The sequence below is a fragment of the Nocardioides sp. genome (genome assembly GCF_041913365.1).
Classification (GTDB): Bacteria; Actinomycetota; Actinomycetes; order Propionibacteriales; family Nocardioidaceae; genus Nocardioides.
The window spans coordinates 24,213-41,898 of the sequence record NZ_JAYSFM010000003.1 but is presented as its reverse complement, the minus strand read 5'-3'; the positions used below and the strand labels follow the sequence as shown (position 1 = coordinate 41,898).

Here is a 17,686-nt window from a genome sequence, read left to right as displayed (position 1 = left end):
TGTCAGCAGCCCGTACGACACTGGGCAGGTGTTGCCAACCGCTGCGTCAGGCCAGCGCGAAGTAGCGGAGGTAGACGTAGAGCCAGGCCACCAGCAGCGTCGCGACCGTCACCACGACGCCGTACTTGGTGAAGCCCCAGAAGCTGATCGGCTCCCCCGCCTTGGCGGCGATGCCGAGCACCACGACGTTGGCCCCGGCCGCGACGGCCGTCGCGTTGCCGCCGAGGTCGGCGCCGAACACGAAGGCCCACCACAGCGGGCTGTCGGCACCGGTCGCGGAGGTGCTGGCGACCATCTCCTCCACCACCGGCACCGTCGCGGTCGTGTAGGGGATGTTGTCGACGAAGGCGCCGATGACGCCGGAGCCGAAGAGGAGCGCGGTGGCACCCAGCAGCTCGCGGCCGCCCATCGCCTCGGCGGCCCACGCGCTGATGGCGCCGATGACACCGACCTGGACGAGGGCCCCGACGAGGACGAAGAGCGCCATGAAGAACGCGAGGGTGTCCCACTCGACCTCCTCGAGGAACTCCTCGGGCTCGGTGCGGGAGACCAGCACCGTCGCGCCGGCACCCATCATCGCGACGACCGAGGGATCGAGGTGGAGGACCGTGTGGAGGCTGAAGGCGATCATCACGAGGAACAGCACGACAAGGCTGCGCCGCAGCATCCGGACGTTGGTGATCGCGTCTGCGGGGCGGAGGTCGTCGAGCCCGTGGACGTTGCCCATCCGGGTCATGTCCTTGCGGAACAGCCACCGGGCCATCACCACGAAGAGGGCGAGCAGGATGACCGTCAGCGGCAGCGAGTGGACGAGGAAGTCGTCGAAGCTCAGCCCGGCGCGGCTGCCGATGATGATGTTGGGCGGGTCGCCGATCAGCGTGGACATGCCGCCGATGTTGGAGGCGAGGATCAGGGAGATCAGGTACGGCGCCGAGGGCAGCTCGAGCCGCCGGCAGACCGACAGCGTGACCGGGGCGACGAGCAGCACGCAGGTGACGTTGTCGAGGATCGGCGCCACCGCCGCGCCCACGAGCACCAGCAGCACGAGCAGCTTGTAGGGGTGCCCGCCGGACTTCTTGGCCGCCCACAGCGCCAGGAACTCGAAGAGCCCGGTCTGCTTGAGGACGCCGACGATGATCATCATCCCGAACAGCAGGAAGATCACGTTCCAGTCGACGCCGGTGTGCTCCTCGAAGAAGGCGGTCTCGGCGTCGACGAGGCCGATGACGACCATCCCCGCGACCCCGCCGAGCGCGGCGGCGACCCGGTGCACGCGCTCGGTCGCGATGAGGGCATAGCTGACGATGAAGACCGCCAGGGCGGCCGAGGTGAGGATCACGCGATGCCCACCTTCGACCGACGGCGTACGCCGTACGCGCGGGCGGAACCGGACCACTCGTCCAGGTCCTCGGCCCAGGTCGCCAGCCGGCCGTGGCGGCTGACGGAGCGCAGCCGCTCCTCGACGGCGGACACCTGCCCGAGCGCGGCGACGACGAGCACCTGGTCGCCGGTGCGCAGCACGCTGCGCTCCTCCGGGACGATGACGTCCTTGCCGCGGGTGAGGATCGCGACGCCGGAGCCGGGCGGCAGCCGCAGCTCGCCGATCTCGACGCCGGAGAGCCGCGAGCCGGGCTCGACCTCGAAGCGCAGCAGGACCGCGTCGAGGCGGTCGAGGGTGGCGAAGCCGATGGACACCTTGTGCACGAAGCTGCCCTTCTCCTGCCAGCGCGGCTGGCGGCCGCGGCCGATGGCCAGGCCGATCGCGAAGCCGATGGCAGAGGCGAGGAGGGCGACCGACACGGCCACCTCGACGAGGTACGGCGTCTCGCTCACGTGGCGCCCCCGGTCAGGCGGGCCTCGACCTCGGTCACGGTGAGTGCCCTGGCCTCGGTCCCCGCGGGCAGCAAGCGGGTGACCTGCTCGGGCCACCGGGCCTCGAGCGCCTCCAGTTCGTCGACCAGGCTGTCCACGGCGAGCCGCTCGAACGCCGCGGCCACCGTCTCCTCGGCGACCCGGACGACGTCCTCGGCCGGCACGAAGCCACCGCCCGGCTGGACCCGGCGCACCTCCAGGGTCAGGTCGGCCAGCGCGACCACGTCGACGCCGTCGCGGGTGCGGGCGCGCACCACCAGCGGGAGGACCTGCGGCCCGGTGGGCACCGGCTCGAACTGCTCGACCCCCGGCCAGCGGGCGAGGAAGCCTTCGCCGCGGGCGCGCACGACGCGGCCGTCGCGCACGACCAGCAGGAGCTCGTCGGGGCCCACCCGGCGGACGCACGCGAAGGTGACGAACAGCAGTCCCGGTCCGACGATCACGAGCCAGACGACCCAGGCCGCGCCCGTGGGGTCGACCGCGGTGTTCTCGTCGGGTGGGGGCATGCTCCCAGTCTTCGGAGTCCGCACGTCCGAACCCATGGGGGCTGGACCCCATCTGGAAGGGTGTCGACATGCGCTGGCCGAGCCACCTCCCGTTGTTCTGGACGATCTGTCTGATCAACGGCGTGGTCTTCGTGGTCGGGGCGCTGGTGCTGGTGCTGTCGCCGGCGAGCGTGTCCGCCGACCCGGTGCCGTCGGAGATCGTGGTCATCGGGCTGGGGCTGGCGGTGATGATCCTGACCAACGCGCTGCTGATCCGGTGGGCGCTGGCTCCGCTGCAGCGGCTGATCACCCGGCTCGAGGGCATCGACAACCTCGCGCCGACCCGGCTCCCGGAGGAGGGCTCGGGCCCCGTGCGCGGGATCGCGCAGAGCGTGAACGGACTGATGCTCCGGCTCGCGGAGGAGCGCCGCGCCGGCGACGCCCGCGCGCTGTCCGCGCAGGAGGCCGAGCGGCACCGCATCGCCCAGGAGCTCCACGACGAGGTCGGTCAGAGCCTCACGGTCGTGCTGCTCGGGCTCAAGCAGGTCGAGACCCGGGCGCCGGCCGAGCTGGTGCCGGAGCTGGGCGCGGTGCGGGACAGCGCGCGCGCCGGGCTCGACGACGTACGCCGGGTGGCGCGGCGGCTGCGTCCGGGGGTGCTCGAGGACCTCGGGCTCACCAGCGCACTCGCCGCGCTGGCCACCGACTTCGCCGACCACAGCGCGGCCTCGGTGCGCCGCTCGTTCGCGCCCGGCCTGCCCGCGCTGAGCCCGGAGGCGGAGGTGGTGGTCTACCGCGTGGCGCAGGAGGCGCTGACCAACGCCGCGCGGCACGCCGACGCGCAGGAGGTGGAGCTGTCGCTGCAGAAGCTCGGCGACAGCCTCGTGCTGGAGGTGCGCGACGACGGGCGCGGGTTCGACGGCCTGGCCGAGGGGTCCGGGCTGATGGGAATGCGGGAGCGGGCCGCGCTGGTGCGCGCGGAGCTCTCGGTGATCAGCCGGCCGCGGCACGGCACGACGGTGCGGCTCCGGGTGCCGGTCGGGGGCGAGGCGTGATCAGGATCCTGCTGGCCGACGACCACAACCTCGTCCGTCGCGGCGTGCGGCTCATCCTCGAGCAGGAGCCCGACCTGACCGTGGTGGCGGAGGCCGCCGACGGCGCCGAGGCGGTGCAACGCGTCCGCGACACCGAGGTCGACCTGGTCGTGCTCGACATCGCGATGCCTCGGATGACCGGCCTGCAGGCCGCCGCCGAGATCGCCCAGCGGCGCGACCCGCCGAAGATCCTGATGCTCTCGATGCACGACAACGAGCAGTACTTCTTCGGTGCGCTCAAGGCGGGCGCCAGCGGGTACGTCCTGAAGTCCGTGGCCGACGAGGACCTGGTCGGCGCCTGCCGGGCCGCGATGCGCGGCGAGACCTTCCTCTACCCCGGTGCCGAGAGCACGCTGGTGCGCGACTACCTCGACCGGCTGCGTCGCGGCGAGCGGGTGCCGGCCTCGGTGCTCACCGCCCGCGAGGACCAGGTCATCAAGCTGATCGCCGAGGGCCGTTCCTCCCGCGAGATCGCCCGCGACCTGCACATCGCCCTCAAGACGGTCGAGGGCCACCGGGCCAACATCCTCGGCAAGCTCGGCATGCGCGACCGCGTCGAGCTGACCCGCTACGCGATCCGGGCGGGGCTGATCGAGCCCTGAACCGCCGGTTCAGGGCACGTTCCACCAGGTGTCGAGCCGCGTGACGGCGGGTGTCGTACGTCCCTCGCGGAGCACGCGGGCGAGCCGCAGGAGGTACGCCGCGATGCCGGCGACGCCCTGCATCCAGCCGACGCCGGGCGGGAGCAGCGGCTCCTCGTTGCGGTGCTCGGTGAAGCGCCAGCACGCGCGATCGCCCTCGACGATCGCCCGCTCGACGAGCGCGTCGCCGAGCACCACCGCGAAGGCGAGGTCGTCCTCGACCCCGCGGCGCTGCCAGGCGTCGAGGAAGACGTCGCCGACGCCGGCCGTTCCGCAGCAGCGTCCGTCGTTGTCCCAGAAGCCCGGGTGCAGGCGCTCGGGGACCCCGGAGGTGCGGACGCTGTGCAGGCACCGGCGCTGCCACTGCGCCGGGGTCTCCCCCGCCACCTCCTCGACGCCGGCGTGCTCGAGGGCGGTGAACAGCAGGGACGTGCCGGTGGGGCCGTGGCACCAGGTGTAGGTGACGTGGTCCATGTCGGCCTGGTCGGGGATGACGTGCGGCAGCACGAACCCGTCGTCGCCGGTGTCGCCGAGCGTGACCAGGTGCTCGGCCCCGCTGCGGGCAGCCTCGACGAGGTCCGGCCGCCCGAGCTCGCGCCCGGCGACCGCGAGGGTGGCGGCGATGCCGGCGAGGCCGTGCGACCAGTTCGGCATCTGGCGGTCGCGCCGCTCGGGCGGCGCGTCGACTGCGAAGCGGCGCGGGACGAAGTACCAGTTGGTGCCCGCCTCGGTGGGCTCGCCCTCGGCGAGCAGGATGTCGGCGGCACGGTGGGCGAGCCCGGCGGCGCCCGGCGTCCCGTGGCGGTGCGCCCACAGCGCGCCGAGCAGGTTGCCGGCGGTGCCGAGGGTGACGTCGCTGATCCGGGTGTGCGGGTCGTACGGCGGCTCGGCGATCCACGGCTGGTCCCAGCCGTCGTCAGTGGCGAGGTCGGCAAGCCGGGCGATCGCCTGCTCCGCGCCGTCGACGCGCAGGGCAGACAGCACGCCGAGGTCGCTCACGAGGCCGTCGAAGTAGGAGTACGTCGTCGTGGTGGCCAGGTTGGCGCGGATGCGCGTGGCGATCCCGGCCGCGAGCGCCACCTCCTCGTCGGACCATGGCCGGGTCTTGCGGACCTCCGCGAGCACGTGGGCGAGCCCGCCGGTCCCGCTGTGCATGCCGTCGCGGTCCGCGGGCGGCCCGCCCTCGTGCGGCACCGACTCGGGGATCCACGGCCCGTCGTCCCACCGGACCTGGTCGAGCACCCACCGCCAGGCCGCCTCGCCGAGGTCGGCGTACGTCTGCGCGGTGGTCACCCGCCGATCATGGCACCGCAGCTAGGGTGACCGCACACGACGCAACGGGGGTTGCCATGGCCAGCCGACGACGGCTCGAGAAGTACGGCGAGCACTACGAGCGCCCGAAGATCATCGACACGCAGGACGCGTTCCTGCTGCTGCCCGTGCTGGTCCTCCTGCTCGGCGTGGTCGCGCTGGTCGCCTTCGTCGGCTAGCTCCGACCGAGCAGCCCGTCGAGGACGCGGGTGCCGACTGGCAGGCCGTGGTCGTCGTAGTAGGCGAACATCGCGCTGAGCCAGGGGTGGGTGCCGGGATCGTGGACCTGCCGGACCGGGACCCCGGCCTCCGACGCCAGCTCGCGCACGGTCGCGACGCGGGTCGCGAGCTCGTACGTCGCGCCGACGTGGCCGGGCTCGGTGAGCACCACGGAGGCGGCACGACCGAGGTCGGCGAGGTCGAGGAAGCCGAAGGGGACGTCCGGTGAGTACGGCAGGTCGACCGGGCCGGCGAGGTCGAGGTTCTGGAGGTAGGCGCCGGGCTGGAGGATCGTCCAGTCGAGGCCCGACCGCCGGACGAGGTCCTCGCCCACCGCCTTGCCGAGGTGGTGCGGCATCGCGGGCACGTAGGGCGAGGCCACCGAGTGGTAGACGGCCCGTCGGACGCCAGCCGACGTCAGCGCGTCCAGCGCGGCGGTGACGTACGCCGGCTCGTCGGGGTGGAGGTTCGGCGCGATGACGTAGGCCGCCTCGCACCCGGTCACCGCTGCCGCCAGGTCGGGCCAGTCGGCCCGGCCCAGCTGCAGCACACCCACGTCCTTGCCGGTCAGCGCCCCGGTGACGGCGCGGCCGGTCTTGCCGTGACCGCCCAGGACCGCGACCGGCACGTCAGACCCTGTCGACCTCGGCGTACGCCGCTCCGTCGGCCAAGGAGGAGTAGCCCGGGCCGCGGTCGAAGAACGCGTCATCGTCCTTGCTCCACGCCGCGCGACCCGCGCGCTCGGCCGACGTCGCGTCGGCGTCGAAGCCGAGGTCGCCCGCGTCGGCCGACCCGGTGAGCACGACGCCGTAGTCGCGCAGCGCCGCCTCCGCCGAGACCTTGCGCCACACCACGTCGCGGACCACGAGCTCGGGGTCACGGGCCAGCGGGTCGCCCCAGCCGCCGCCACCGGTCGTCCGGATCCGGACCACCTGGCCGGCCTTGACGACCTCCGCGTCGGCGAGGGCGTCGACCTCGCGCTCGTCGGGGCCGCCCGGGTCGATGACGACCTGGAACGGGGCGCCGGCCTTGCCGCCGCGCACCCCCCAGCAGGCCAGGATCGACCGGTCGGCGATGGACATGAAGTGCGCGTCCTTGAGCATCCGGATGTGCTTCTCGTAGCCGAGGCCGCCGCGGAACTCCCCCGCCCCGCCGGAGTCCTGGGCGAGGCCCAGGCGCTCGACGATGAACGGGAAGCGCGACTCGGTGAACTCCGTCGGCAGGTTGCGCGAGTCGGGCACCACGTGGATGGTGTCCTCGCCGTCGGCGTAGTAGCGGCCGCCGGAACCGCCGCCGAGCACCTCGCGCATGAGGTAGTCGTTGCCCTCGAGGTCCTTGCCGTAGACGCCGGTGTAGCGGATCGTCTCCTGGTCGGCGGGCATCTTGCCGTCGACAGCCTTGGCGACGACGCCGGCGAGCACACCGAGCAGGCGCAGGATCACGAACGTGCGGGCGTTGGTCGGGCCGGGGTGGATCGGGGTGAGCAGCGTGCCCTTCTCGGGGAAGCGCATCTCGATCAGCGGCACGATGCCCTCGTTGACGTCGAGCTCGGCCATCCGCTCCGGGGTGTCGGCCAGGTTGCGCAGGATCGGCGCGAGCCACTTCTTGAGGAAGTTGCCGCCGACGTAGTCGCCGCAGTGGTTGATCGGCCCCTTCGCCTGGGCGCTGGTGCCGGTGAAGTCGATGATCAGCCGCGGGCCGGCGGGACGGCCGTTCTCGGGGTCGGCCGGGGCGTCGCTGACCTTGGTCAGGGTGATCCGCTGCGTGTGCAGCTGCGGCTCGTCGACGCCGTCGTGCTCGGCGTAGTCCTCCCAGACGTAGGTGCCGTCGGGGATCTTGGACAGGATCTCGCGGCGGTAGGTCTCGGTCGTCGCGTCGAGGATCGCGTCGAACGACGCCTCGATCGCGTCGCGGCCGTAGCGCTCGAAGAGCTCGCCGAGACGGCGCGCACCCATCAGGCAGGCCGAGCACTCGGCGTCGAGGTCGGCGGCCAGGCTGTCGGGCATCCGCGAGTTGCGCGTCATGATGCGCAGCGCCGACTTGTTGGGCACGCCTGCGTCCCACAGCTTGATGGGTGGGACAGCGAGCCCCTCCTCGTAGACGGTGGTCGCGTTGCTGGGCATCGAGCCCGGCACCGCGCCGCCGATGTCGTCGTGGTGGCCGAAGGCCTGCACGAAGGCCACCACCTCGCCGTCGTGGAAGACCGGCACCGTCACGCACAGGTCGGGAAGGTGGCCGATGCCGCCCTCGGACTCGTAGACGTCGTTGTGGAAGAAGACGTCGCCCTCGCGCATCTCCTCGATCGGGTAGTCGCGCACGATCGGGTGCACCAGCGCGCTGTAGGAGCGACCGGTGAGCTTGCGCAGCTGCCGGTCGTGGATGCCGGCCCGGAAGTCGTGGGCGTCGCGGATCATCGGCGAGCGGCTGGTGCGACCGATGGCGGTCTCCACCTCCATCTCGACGCTGGCCAGCGTGCCCTGGACGATCTCGACCAGGATCGGGTCGACGGTGGTGCCCTCGGCCGTCAGCCGGCCGCCGTGCTCGTAGGCGGTCGGCAGTCCGGCCGGGTTGACCGGCTTCGCCGTGACGTACGCCGGGTCCACGGCCGTGTCGAACGTGGTCATCGCACGCCTTCCTTCCGGATCACGAGGTTGGCCCAGTCGTCGACCACGACCTCGAAGCCGGGGTGGACGGGGATCGTCGAGCCGAACTCCTCGACGATGGCCGGGCCGCTGAAGCTGTCGCCGGCACCCAGGTCGGGGCGCCAGATGACCGGGGTGTCGACGTAGCCCTGCGCTGCGTCGAAGCAGACCGGGCGGCGGCTTCGGACCGCGCGCTCCTCGACGTCGCCGTCGGCCTTGTCGAGGGTCTGGATCTCCGGCCGGGTGATCGGGCCGATGCCGGTGACGCGGAGGTTGACCCACTCGACCTGCTGGTCGCGGTCACCGCGGAAGTCGTAGCCGTAGAGCTGCCGGTGCTCGGCGTGGAAGGTGTCCGCGACCTGGGCGACGTAGGCCTCGTCGACGGTGCCCTCGGGGGCGGCGACCCGCACCTCGAAGGCCTGCCCGACGTAGCGCACGTCGATGGTGCGCTGGAAGCGGTGGTCGGCGGCCGCGAAACCCTCCTTGTCCAGCGCCCCGCGGGCCCGGTCGGTGAGATCGTCGAGGATCGCCTGCACCTGCGCGTGGTCGAGCGCGGACTCCTTGGCGACGTGGGTCTGGACGTAGTCGTTCTTCACGTCGACGGTCAGCAGGCCGAAGGCGCTCACGTTGCCGGGGTTGGGAGGTACGACGACGCCCGCCAGGTCGAGGATGTCGACCAGCCGGCAGGCCAGCAGCGAGCCGGAGCCGCCGAAGGTGGTCAGCATGAAGTCGCGGACGTCGAGTCCGCGCTTGACGCTGACCTGGCGCAGCGCGTTGGCCTGGTTCCAGGCCGAGATCTCCAGGATGCCGGTCGCGCAGGTCTCGAAGTCGAGGCCGAGCCGCTCGGCGAGCTCGGCGATGCCCGTGCGGGCCGCCTCCACGTCGAGGGGGATCTCGCCGCCGAGCAGGTGGGGAGGGATCCGGCCGAGCGTGACGTGGGCGTCGGTGATGGTCGGCTGGGTGCCGCCCTTGGCGTAGCAGAGCGGGCCCGGGTCGGCGCCGGCCGAGTGCGGGCCGACCTTGAGGGTGCCCTCGGGCGAGAGCCACGCGATCGAGCCGCCGCCCGCACCGACGGTGACCACGTCGATCATCGGGATCTTGCTGGGGTAGGCGCCGACCGTGCCCTCGGTGGTCAGCGTCGGCTCGCCGTCGAGCACGACCGACACGTCCGTCGAGGTGCCGCCGCCGTCGCAGGTGAGGATCTTCGGGAAGCCGGCGACCTTGGCGATCAGCGCGGCACCGAGCGCGCCGGCAGCCGGGCCGGAGAGGACGGTGGTGATCGGCTGGTGCACGACCTCGTCGGCCGAGAGCACGCCGCCGTTGGACTTCATCACGTAGAACGGGATGGTGTTGCCGGTGAAGCTGAGGAGCCGCTCGGAGATGTTGGTGACGTAGCGGCTGACGTTGGGCTTGACGGCGGCGTCGACGAGCGTGGTCATCGAGCGCTCGTACTCGCGGTACTCGCGGAGCACCTCGGCGGAGATCGACACGACCGCGTCGGGGTGCTCGCGGCGCAGGATGTCACGCATCCGCAGCTCGTGGTCGTCGTTGGCGTAGGCGTGGAGCAGGCAGACGCCGATCGTGGTGATGCCCTGGTCGCGGAACCAGCGGGCCGCGGCGACCGCGGCCTCCTCGTCGAAGGGTCGGATCTCGGCGCCGGTGAAGTCGAGCCGGCCACCCACCGTGCGGACCCGGTCGGCGGGCACGATGCGGTCGGGCTTGACCCAGAAGTAGGAGTTGCCGTAGCCGTCGGGCACGGACTGGCGGGCGATCTCGAGCATGAACTCGTAGCCCTCGGTGGTGATGAAGCCGAGCGCCTCGACCTTGCCCTCGAGCAGCTTGTTGGTGGCGACCGTGGTGCCGTGCGAGACGGCGGTGATGTCGCCGCCGTCCGCGCCGACGATCCCGAGGATCTTCTCGATGCCGGAGATGAAGCCGTCGGCCGGGTTGCCCGGCGTGCTGGGGGTCTTGGTGGTGACCAGCTCGCCCGAGTCCTCGTCGAAGGCCACCACGTCGGTGAACGTGCCACCGGTGTCGATGCCGATCCTGATCCGCCGCTGCGTGGTGTCCGGCGTCGAGTCCTGCGTCATGGGGACGATTCAACTGGTGGCAGCGTGGCGACCACCACGGCAGAGATTGCCGACGAACCGCGTGTTCTCCGGCAACCCTTGCCGTGGGTCGGTCAGTCGTCGCGCAGCGCGCGGTGCTGGTCGCCGTTGCGGTCGCCCTCGGGGTCGTGCGGCCGGTCCGCCTCCACCTCCGCGACGGTCTCCTCCAGGCGCACGGGCTCGGGCAGGGTGCTGAAGTCGCGGGTCGTCATGCCGCTCATCGTGGCAGCAGGGCGGAAATAGGTGAAGGGCCCTCGTCGGTATGAGCGGCAAGGGCCCTTCGGGCGATGTGCAGGTCGCCGAAGCGTCCAGCTCATCTGGGTGAGCGGTCGTGGTGATGCTCCCGCTCGATCGCTCCCTCGGTCCGGCCCCAGCCACCGCATCACCCGGTGCCTGCGACGATCCCCGGCGAACCGGTTCCCGTCGTGTGGACCCTCCTTCCGGAGCCATCCCGCCTCCCCTTGCGGGGCTGCGTAGGGAGAGTTCTATGCCCGCCGCCGAGGGGTCCGCAAGGGGTTCGGCGAAGCTTTTTTCACATACTTCGGGTTCCGGCGTGTCGTCCCCAGCCGGCCAGGCTCCATCCCCAAGGAGTCAGGACTTCTCCACACCTTCGTGCACACGTCTCTGCACAGGCACGCGGACCTCCCCGTCCCTCTCACCGTCCCGTTCGGGGTCGCCGTCGAGGATGCGCGCGAGCACCTCGTCGAGGGTGAGCCGCGCCCCCTCCTCGCGCAGCTCCTCGAACCGTTCGTCACCCAGGCTCGCGCGGAGCAGGACCACGACGCGCGCGTGCTCGGGCACGTCGCCCGGATGCCGACGGGCGCCGAGCACCCGGAGCGCCTCGTCGCCCGCTCCCACCAGCACGGCGCCGAGCTCGGCGCGGCCCAGGGCGCGCTCGGGCCCCGCGAGCTGGGAGACCGTCCACGCCGCCATCAGCCGACGGCCCTGCGACCAGCAGATCCGCAGGGCGCGATGGGTGAGCCGGCGGGCCTCCTCGTGGTCGCCGCGGTGCTCGGCGACGTAGCTGAGGTTGGAGAGGAACACCGCGACGTACATCTCGTCGCCGAGGTCACCGGAGATCTGCAGCCCCTCCTCGTAGGCCTCCCGGGCCATCTCGTCGAGCCCGGCGACGCGGGTCAGCTCGCCCCGCACGTTGAGCACCTGCGCGACCAGGGCCGGGCTCCCGGTGCCGCGGCCCAGCGCCAGCGCCTCGTCGTTCATCCGCAGCGAGAGCTCGACGTTGCCGACGTCCCCGATGTAGGTCGCCGAGGTCACCGCGAGGCCGTAGGCCACGAGCCTCGTCTCCCCCAGCTCACGGAACAGCGCCGTCGCGCGCTCCCAGTGCCCGCGCGCCCCCGCGCGGTCGGACGGGAACGCCATGAAGCCCGCAGCCAGGTGGATGCGGGCCGCCACGACGGGCTCGAGCCGGTCCTCGACGCCGAGCATCTCGTCGATCCAGCGCAGGCCCTCGGCGTGGTGGCCCTCGAGGAACCAGTAGGCGCCGAGCGCCGCGGTGATGCGAGCGGTGAGCGGTACGTCGCCGGCGTGCGCCGCCCAAGCGTGTGCCGCCCGCACCTCCTGGATCATCTCGCCGATGTCGTCGAGCCACCGGTCGGTCGCGTCGGTCCAGCGCCGCTCGTAGAGGTCGTCGAGCCAGGACGAGAAGTACGCCGCGTGGGCGGCCCGCGCGGCCTCGCGCTCGCCGTCGGCCAGCCGGGCGGCGTGCTCGCGCACGAGGGCGAGCATCCCGAAGCGTGGCTCGCCGCGGTAGCCGGTCGTCCGCCGGACCAGGCTGTGGTCGACGAGCACACTGAGGGGGTCGACGACGTCGCCGTCGTCCCACACCGCCTCGACGGCCTCCAGCGGCACCGCGCCGTGGAACGCCGCGAAGAGACCGAACAGGCGCTGCTCCGCCGGGCCCAGCAGCTGCAGGCTCCAGTCGATCGTCGCCGGGATGGTCTGCTGGCGGTCCGGCAGGTGCCGCCCCGCACCGGCGGCCGAGCCGAGGCGGCTGGTCAGCCGCTCGCGCAGCAGCGAGGGCGACAGCGTGCGCAGGTGGCCGCCGGCGATCTCGATGGCCAGCGGCAGGCCGTCCACGGCACGGCAGATCGCCGCGACGTCGTCGGCGTGCTGCGCCAGCCGGAAGTGCGGGTCGACCGCGGTCGCGACCTGGTCGAAGAGGGCGACCGCGTCGGCGAGACCGCCGGTGCCCTCGTCGCGGTCCAGCGCGAGCGGCTGCACCTCGTGGACCCGCTCCCCCGCCACCCGCAGGCGGGCCCGGCTGGTCACCAGGATCCGGATGTCGGCGGACCACTGGAGCATCCGGGCGACGAGGTCGGCGGCCTCGACGACGTGCTCGAAGTTGTCCAGGACCAGCAGGAGGCGCTGGCGCTGCAGGGCCTCCTCGAGCATCTGGACGACGTTGGCGTTGTCGCCGGAGCGGACGCCGAGCTCGCTCACGGTCAGCTCGGCGACGAGCCCGGGGTCGGTGACCTTGGTGAGGTCGACGTAGCAGGTCCGCTGCCCGGTCGTCTCGGCGTACTCGTGCGCCACCTCGGCTGCCAGCCGCGTCTTGCCGACGCCGCCGATGCCGAGCAGGGTCACGAGGCGGTGGTCCTCCAGGAGGGAGAGGACCGCGGCCACGTCGCGGTCACGTCCCACGGTCCGGGTCGCCGGTCGGGGCACCCGGCTCGCGCCGCCGCCGGGTGCCGGGCCGGCCGGCTCGACCGGCGGCATCGCGTGCGCCCGTGCGTGCAGCGCCCGGGCGGCCGGCCCCGGCTCCACGCCGAGCTCCTCGCGCCAGAGCCGTGCCATCGCCTCGAGCCGCCGCAGCGCCTGACCGCGTTCGCCCGACTCGACGTGCTGCTGCACCAGGCGCAGGTGGGCCTCCTCGTCGAGCGGCTCGGCGGCCACCAGGTCGGCCCAGCGCCCGGCCGCGCGGAGCAGGTCGAGGTAGGAGACCCGCAGCCGTTCCCGCTCCGCGTCCGCCCAGGGCTCGTAGAGGTCCTCGGGCAGCAGGTCGCCGCGGTAGAGCCCGATGGCCTCCTCGACCGACGCCGGGTCGCCCGAGACGCGGTCGAAGCGCTCGACGTCGACCACCACGTCCGCGTCGGGGAGCAGGGAGACCACGTCGCCCGCCAGCACCACCGCGGACGGGACGCCGACGGCCGTGCGGGCGTAGTGGGCCGCCTTGTGCAGCCGGGGCGCCGCCTGCTCGAGCAGGAGGTCGGGCCACAGCAGGTCGACCACCTGCTCCCGGGCCAGCTGCCGGCCGGGTCGGAGCGCGAGCAGCTTGACGAGCGTGGCGGCGCTGCGGCGGGTCCAGGCGTGCGCGCCGACGGCGCGGCCGTCGACGACGACCGCGAAGCCTCCGAGGAGGTTGATGTCGACGTGCACCGCACCCTCCCAGCCACGAGCGATGCGACTCTACGCCCGGGGGCGGGGCCGGTTCGACGCCATTTTCGGGGGACATGGCGGCTCCTCGAGCGCTCAGCTCGCGGCGCCGGCCGGTGCGAGGGACTCGAGGTGCTCGACCTCGTCGGCCATCGCGGCGCTCAGCCGGAGGAGCAGGGTGCGGATGCCCGGGGCGTCCCAGTCGTACGCCGCGACCCGCTCCGTGGTGTCGAGGAGCCGTCGCGAGAGCCGCTCCCGGGTCTGCTGGTAGCGCGCCAGCGCTGCCTCCTCGGCGAGGTCGCCGCGATGCGCGGCGAGGACCTCGGTGGCGAGGAGCTCGGCGTCGCGCAGGGCGTCGGTGATGCCGTGGGAGGTGATGGGGTCCTTGAAGTAACCGGCGTCCCCGACGAGCGCCCACCCGGGCCCGGACGACCGGCGGACGAAGCCGGGGACGCCCGCCCAGCCGCGCACCGACGACACCGGAGGGAGGTCGCGCACGCGCTCCACCGCCGCCGGTCCCGCCGCCGCCAGCAGCTCGGCCACGGCGCGCTCGACGCCGAGCCGGCGGAGGCGTCGCATCCGGATCGGCGTGGTCGACACGAACACGCAGGACGCCCCGTCGTCGGTGGGGATCACCCCGGCGGCGGCGCCGGCGCCGTACGTCCACTCATAGGCGTCTGCGCCCGGGTCGTCGACGTAGCGGTAGAGCACTGCGCTCGACGTGCGCCCGCGCCAGGTCGTGGTGGCGCCGACCTGCTCCGCGACGCGGGACCGGATCCCGTCCGCGCCGACTGTCAGGCCGGCGGCGAGGTCGACACGCGCGCCAGTGCTCGTCCGACCGACGACACCCGTCACCCGGCCGTCCGGGTCACGTCGCAGCGAGGTCACCGTCGCCTCGTGGAGCACGTGCACGCCCGCGTCCTCGGCAGCCTCGACCAGGAGTCGGTCGAGCAGGTGGCGGCGAGGCGCGTAGAGCGCGTCGACGGCGCCCCGCGGCCGGATGGTCACCGCGAGGTCCTCGCCGTCGGCGTGGTGGAACACCGTGCGCCGGACGGCCGGGGTGCCGGCCGCCCTGAGGTCGTCGAGCACGCCCCAGCGGGAGAGCTGCAGGACCCCGGCGCGCATCAGCGCATGGGTCGAGAGCGTGTCGCTCCCCCGCTGGCCGCGGTCGACGAGCGCGACGGACAGCCCGGCACGGGCCAGGAGCAGGGCCGTCGACGCACCGGCGACCCGGCCGCCGACCACGACGACGTCGTAGGTGCTCATGCCGCGGGCTCCTCTCGCTGGGCGGACACCTCGGCCGCCTGCCCGGCCGACCCGCTCGAGGGGAGGAGGTGCGTCACCACGGACGTCGCGTCGTGGCGTGCCCCGTCGATGTAGCCGGAGTCGCGCCGGTGCTGGAAGCGCTGGCCGACGACGTACACGCCCGCAGCCGGGGTGACGCCGCGACGCTGCCGGATGGTCCCGTCCGCGTCGGTGATCGGCAGCCGCAGCCACGGGTGGTGCGGGCGGTAGCCGGCCGCCACCAGCACGGTGTCGATGCCCTCGGCGCGCAGGTCCAGCCGGGTGGGCGCCGGGCCGACCGCGACGGGTCGCGGCCGCGGGCCGTCCCACAGCTGGCCGCCGAGCCCGACCCGCTCGACGAAGCGGTCGAGGCTGTCGAGGAAGCGGTGAAGTGCCACGTCGGCCGCGCCGACGGTGGCGGCGAGATCGTCGCGGATCCGGGCCGTCCGGCCCTCGATCGCGTCCACCCGGCCCACCAGGCGCACACCGCGCGCCTGCAGGCGACCGAGGTCCAGGTCCTGGGTGGCGCGCTCCGGGTCGTCGCGTCCGACGAGCTGGAGCGAGGTCTCCGCGCGTGCGGCGGCGGCGTCGGGCACGTCGTCGATGGTGCGGGCCAGCCGGCCCGTGTTCTCCAACCACCAGAAGATGTCCAGGCCCCGGTGGCGGCGGGGCATCCGCGTGTGCCGGCCGACGGCGATCGTCACGTCCCGGCCGGCGCGGCTGAGCTCGTCGGCGATCTGCAGCCCGGACGCCGAGGCACCCACCACGAGCACGCCGCCGGACCGGAGCCGGGCGGGGTTGCGGTAGTGGTTCGAGGTGATCACCTCGACGCCGTCCGCACCGGCCAGGCCGGCGGGGACGTACGGCGTGCCGTGCGGTCCCGTCGCGATGACGACGTGGCGCGCGTGCCAGGTGCCGCGGGTGGTCGTGACGCGGTAGCGGCGCGCGGGGTCGGTGCCCGCAGCGGCCGTGACCTCGTGCACGGCTGCGTCGGTGACGACGGGCGCGGCGAAGGAGGCGGCGTACGCCTCGAGGTAGCCGACGAAGGAGCCGACGCTGAGGTAGCCGTCGGGGTCGGAACCCGAGTAGCTCCAGCCGGGGAGCCGGGTCATCCAGCTCGGGGTCAGCAGGTGCAGCGAGTCCCAGCGCTCGGTGCGCCAGCGGTCGCCGACGCGGCCGCGGTCGAGCACGACGTGCTCGCGACCCGCGTCCGTGAGCAGCTTGCTCACCGCCAGGCCGGCGTGTCCGGCTCCGACGACGACGGTGTCGATGGTGGTCATGCAGGGTTCCTCTCGGGTTCCCGCCATCGAGCGGCCGGCCGGTGGGGGCCGGCCGGCCGCTCGGTCCGTGGGGCGCTCAGCCCGTCACGACCTCGATGGCGACGGGCGTGGGGTTGGTCAGCGCGTCGTAGACGGCGGAGCGGCGCCTGGACTGCTCGACGATCTCGCGCAGGGTGGCGTCGTCGGCGTCGCCCTCGACGCGGAACGTGACCTTGATCTGCTCGTAGCCGTTGCGCACCGAGCCGCCCGAGAGTCCGAGGATCCCGAGCAGGTCGATGTCGCCGGTGACCGACGAGGACACGTGCGTGAGCCGCACCCCGCGGGCCGCGGCGACGTTGGCGATGCCGGAGGTCAGGCAGGACGCGATGGCGTGGAGGAGGTACTCCACGGGCGTCGGACCGACGTCCGTGCCGACCAGGACGGCCGGGTGGTCGGACTCGACCACGGTCTCCTGCTCGTGCTGCAGCTCCTGCATGGCGCCGTGGAAGCCGGCGAAGGTGGAGCGGCTGTGCGTCCCGGACACCCACGTGTTGGTGGCCCGGAACTGGAACTTGGCGATCTCGTTGGTCTGCTTGACCGCGTCGCGGGTGCCGAAGAGCGTGGCGACGTCGACTCCGTTGAGCGGGGTCCTCTCGGTGGTGATGCTCATGCGTGGTTCTCCTGATCCTGATGAGTGGTGGCGGCGACCGAGGGGTCGCGCCAGACGACGGCGGTGCCGTCGAGGACGACGACGTCGTCCTGGTTCGTGACGCTCGTCGCGAGCGTGGTGACCGGCTTGTCCGCGCGGGTCGCGAGCACGACGGCGGTGGCGGTGATGACGTCACCCGGGCGCACGGGCGCCAGGAAGCGCCACGCGACCTCGAGGAAGACGCTGCCCGGCCCCGGCATCTGCTCGGCGACCAGCGCGTTGAGCAGCCCGGAGGTCACGCCGCCCTGCACCACGACCCCGCCGAAGCGGGAGCGCGCGGCGAGGGCGTCGTCGTAGTGGATCGGGTTGCGGTCCCCGCTGATCTCGGTGAACAGCTCGATGTCACGACGGGTGACGCTCCGGGTCCGTCGCGCGGTGGCCCCGACCTCGAGGCCGGCACCGGCGGTGCGCTGCGTGCGCTGGGTGGTGGTCATGCCGAGGAGGTTGGCGGGCCGACCTTCCGCGGGCCTTCCCGATTCCTTCCCCGGGGAGGACAGGTCGGCGGAAGGGCGCCGGAAGGGGTCCGCCACACCCTCGGTGCGTACCCAAGGAACCGATCAGGAGCACCTCATGCACCACGAACTCAACATCACCCTCGCGAGCTCACGCGAACGCGAGCTCCGCACCGTCGTACGCCGTCCCGAGCGCCTGATGACCCGGCTGCTCGAG

Annotated in this window: 16 protein-coding genes; 3 read left to right on the top strand and 13 right to left on the bottom strand. The window is 73.1% G+C overall.

Going from position 1 to position 17,686, the window contains the following annotated elements; all coding sequences use genetic code 11:
• Window positions 1-46: 46 nt before the first annotated feature.
• Genes ACE3QY_RS08535 through ACE3QY_RS08525 form a run of 3 tightly spaced genes read right to left on the bottom strand, consistent with a single transcriptional unit; the run spans window position 47 to window position 2,378 of the window.
• Window positions 47-1,339: an ArsB/NhaD family transporter gene (locus ACE3QY_RS08535; protein WP_374455597.1), complete on the bottom strand. Its 1,293-nt coding sequence runs from the start codon at window positions 1,337-1,339 to the stop codon at window positions 47-49.
• Window positions 1,336-1,833 carry a TrkA C-terminal domain-containing protein gene (locus ACE3QY_RS08530; protein WP_374455596.1) on the bottom strand — a complete coding sequence of 166 codons (498 nt, stop codon included), beginning with the start codon at window positions 1,831-1,833 and terminating at the stop codon, window positions 1,336-1,338. The genes ACE3QY_RS08535 and ACE3QY_RS08530 overlap by 4 nt, the downstream gene beginning before the upstream one ends.
• The gene (locus tag ACE3QY_RS08525) at window positions 1,830-2,378 is read right to left on the bottom strand and encodes an SPFH domain-containing protein (RefSeq protein ID WP_374455595.1); all 549 of its coding nucleotides are present in this window, start codon (window positions 2,376-2,378) and stop codon (window positions 1,830-1,832) included. The genes ACE3QY_RS08530 and ACE3QY_RS08525 overlap by 4 nt, the downstream gene beginning before the upstream one ends.
• A 68-nt stretch (window positions 2,379-2,446) precedes the next feature.
• Between ACE3QY_RS08525 and ACE3QY_RS08520 the strand changes: the two genes are divergently transcribed.
• Complete coding sequence (locus ACE3QY_RS08520) at window positions 2,447-3,412, top strand: sensor histidine kinase (protein WP_374455594.1); 966 nt, start codon at window positions 2,447-2,449, stop codon at window positions 3,410-3,412.
• Window positions 3,409-4,053, top strand: a complete 645-nt coding sequence (locus ACE3QY_RS08515) for a response regulator (RefSeq protein WP_374455593.1) — start codon at window positions 3,409-3,411, stop codon at window positions 4,051-4,053. The genes ACE3QY_RS08520 and ACE3QY_RS08515 overlap by 4 nt, the downstream gene beginning before the upstream one ends.
• Before the next feature lie 9 nt (window positions 4,054-4,062).
• Here the strand turns inward: ACE3QY_RS08515 and ACE3QY_RS08510 are convergent, their stop codons facing one another.
• On the bottom strand, window positions 4,063-5,385 hold the full coding sequence (locus ACE3QY_RS08510; protein WP_374455592.1) for a lanthionine synthetase LanC family protein: 1,323 nt from the start codon (window positions 5,383-5,385) through the stop codon (window positions 4,063-4,065).
• A 56-nt stretch (window positions 5,386-5,441) separates the two neighbouring features.
• Here ACE3QY_RS08510 and ACE3QY_RS08505 point away from each other — a divergent pair, with 56 nt between their 5' ends.
• On the top strand, window positions 5,442-5,582 hold the full coding sequence (locus ACE3QY_RS08505) for a hypothetical protein (protein ID WP_374455591.1): 141 nt from the start codon (window positions 5,442-5,444) through the stop codon (window positions 5,580-5,582).
• Here the strand turns inward: ACE3QY_RS08505 and ACE3QY_RS08500 are convergent.
• The 9 genes from ACE3QY_RS08500 to ACE3QY_RS08460 all read right to left on the bottom strand — a co-directional run bounded on the left by ACE3QY_RS08500 (window position 5,579) and on the right by ACE3QY_RS08460 (window position 17,451).
• Window positions 5,579-6,250 carry an NAD(P)H-binding protein gene (locus ACE3QY_RS08500; protein ID WP_374455590.1) on the bottom strand — a complete coding sequence of 224 codons (672 nt, stop codon included), beginning with the start codon at window positions 6,248-6,250 and terminating at the stop codon, window positions 5,579-5,581. The two genes, ACE3QY_RS08505 and ACE3QY_RS08500, sit on opposite strands and share 4 nt — an antisense overlap.
• A gap of 1 nt (window position 6,251) precedes the next feature.
• Complete coding sequence (locus ACE3QY_RS08495; RefSeq protein WP_374455589.1) at window positions 6,252-8,246, bottom strand: hydantoinase B/oxoprolinase family protein; 1,995 nt, start codon at window positions 8,244-8,246, stop codon at window positions 6,252-6,254.
• On the bottom strand, window positions 8,243-10,354 hold the full coding sequence (locus ACE3QY_RS08490; RefSeq protein WP_374455588.1) for a hydantoinase/oxoprolinase family protein: 2,112 nt from the start codon (window positions 10,352-10,354) through the stop codon (window positions 8,243-8,245). Before ACE3QY_RS08490 ends, ACE3QY_RS08495 begins: the two co-directional genes overlap by 4 nt.
• A 92-nt stretch (window positions 10,355-10,446) precedes the next feature.
• A complete protein-coding gene (locus tag ACE3QY_RS08485; RefSeq protein ID WP_374455587.1) occupies window positions 10,447-10,584 on the bottom strand; it encodes a hypothetical protein in 138 nt (45 codons plus the stop codon).
• A gap of 379 nt (window positions 10,585-10,963) precedes the next feature.
• Window positions 10,964-13,768, bottom strand: a complete 2,805-nt coding sequence (locus tag ACE3QY_RS08480; RefSeq protein ID WP_374455586.1) for an NB-ARC domain-containing protein — start codon at window positions 13,766-13,768, stop codon at window positions 10,964-10,966.
• Window positions 13,769-13,861: 93 nt separating this feature from the next.
• Window positions 13,862-15,031, bottom strand: coding sequence for an NAD(P)/FAD-dependent oxidoreductase (locus ACE3QY_RS08475; protein WP_374455585.1), 1,170 nt, complete (start codon window positions 15,029-15,031; stop codon window positions 13,862-13,864).
• Window positions 15,028-16,329, bottom strand: coding sequence for a flavin-containing monooxygenase (locus ACE3QY_RS08470; protein ID WP_374455584.1), 1,302 nt, complete (start codon window positions 16,327-16,329; stop codon window positions 15,028-15,030). Before ACE3QY_RS08470 ends, ACE3QY_RS08475 begins: the two co-directional genes overlap by 4 nt.
• Window positions 16,330-16,405: 76 nt before the next feature.
• A complete protein-coding gene (locus tag ACE3QY_RS08465; protein ID WP_374455583.1) occupies window positions 16,406-16,978 on the bottom strand; it encodes an OsmC family protein in 573 nt (190 codons plus the stop codon).
• Complete coding sequence (locus tag ACE3QY_RS08460) at window positions 16,975-17,451, bottom strand: MaoC family dehydratase (protein WP_374455582.1); 477 nt, start codon at window positions 17,449-17,451, stop codon at window positions 16,975-16,977. Before ACE3QY_RS08460 ends, ACE3QY_RS08465 begins: the two co-directional genes overlap by 4 nt.
• Window positions 17,452-17,686: the final 235 nt, after the last annotated feature.

What these genes read in the sequence shown, in the direction of transcription:
- ACE3QY_RS08525 (WP_374455595.1), bottom strand. Translation starts at nt 2,378, where the DNA reads ATGCCCCCACCCGACGAGAACACCGCGGTCGACCCCACGGGCGCGGCC.
- ACE3QY_RS08520 (WP_374455594.1), top strand. Translation starts at nt 2,447, where the DNA reads ATGCGCTGGCCGAGCCACCTCCCGTTGTTCTGGACGATCTGTCTGATC.
- ACE3QY_RS08505 (WP_374455591.1), top strand. Translation starts at nt 5,442, where the DNA reads ATGGCCAGCCGACGACGGCTCGAGAAGTACGGCGAGCACTACGAGCGC.
- ACE3QY_RS08495 (WP_374455589.1), bottom strand. Translation starts at nt 8,246, where the DNA reads ATGACCACGTTCGACACGGCCGTGGACCCGGCGTACGTCACGGCGAAG.
- ACE3QY_RS08490 (WP_374455588.1), bottom strand. Translation starts at nt 10,354, where the DNA reads ATGACGCAGGACTCGACGCCGGACACCACGCAGCGGCGGATCAGGATC.
- ACE3QY_RS08485 (WP_374455587.1), bottom strand. Translation starts at nt 10,584, where the DNA reads ATGACGACCCGCGACTTCAGCACCCTGCCCGAGCCCGTGCGCCTGGAG.
- ACE3QY_RS08475 (WP_374455585.1), bottom strand. Translation starts at nt 15,031, where the DNA reads ATGAGCACCTACGACGTCGTCGTGGTCGGCGGCCGGGTCGCCGGTGCG.
- ACE3QY_RS08470 (WP_374455584.1), bottom strand. Translation starts at nt 16,329, where the DNA reads ATGACCACCATCGACACCGTCGTCGTCGGAGCCGGACACGCCGGCCTG.
- ACE3QY_RS08465 (WP_374455583.1), bottom strand. Translation starts at nt 16,978, where the DNA reads ATGAGCATCACCACCGAGAGGACCCCGCTCAACGGAGTCGACGTCGCC.
- ACE3QY_RS08460 (WP_374455582.1), bottom strand. Translation starts at nt 17,451, where the DNA reads ATGACCACCACCCAGCGCACGCAGCGCACCGCCGGTGCCGGCCTCGAG.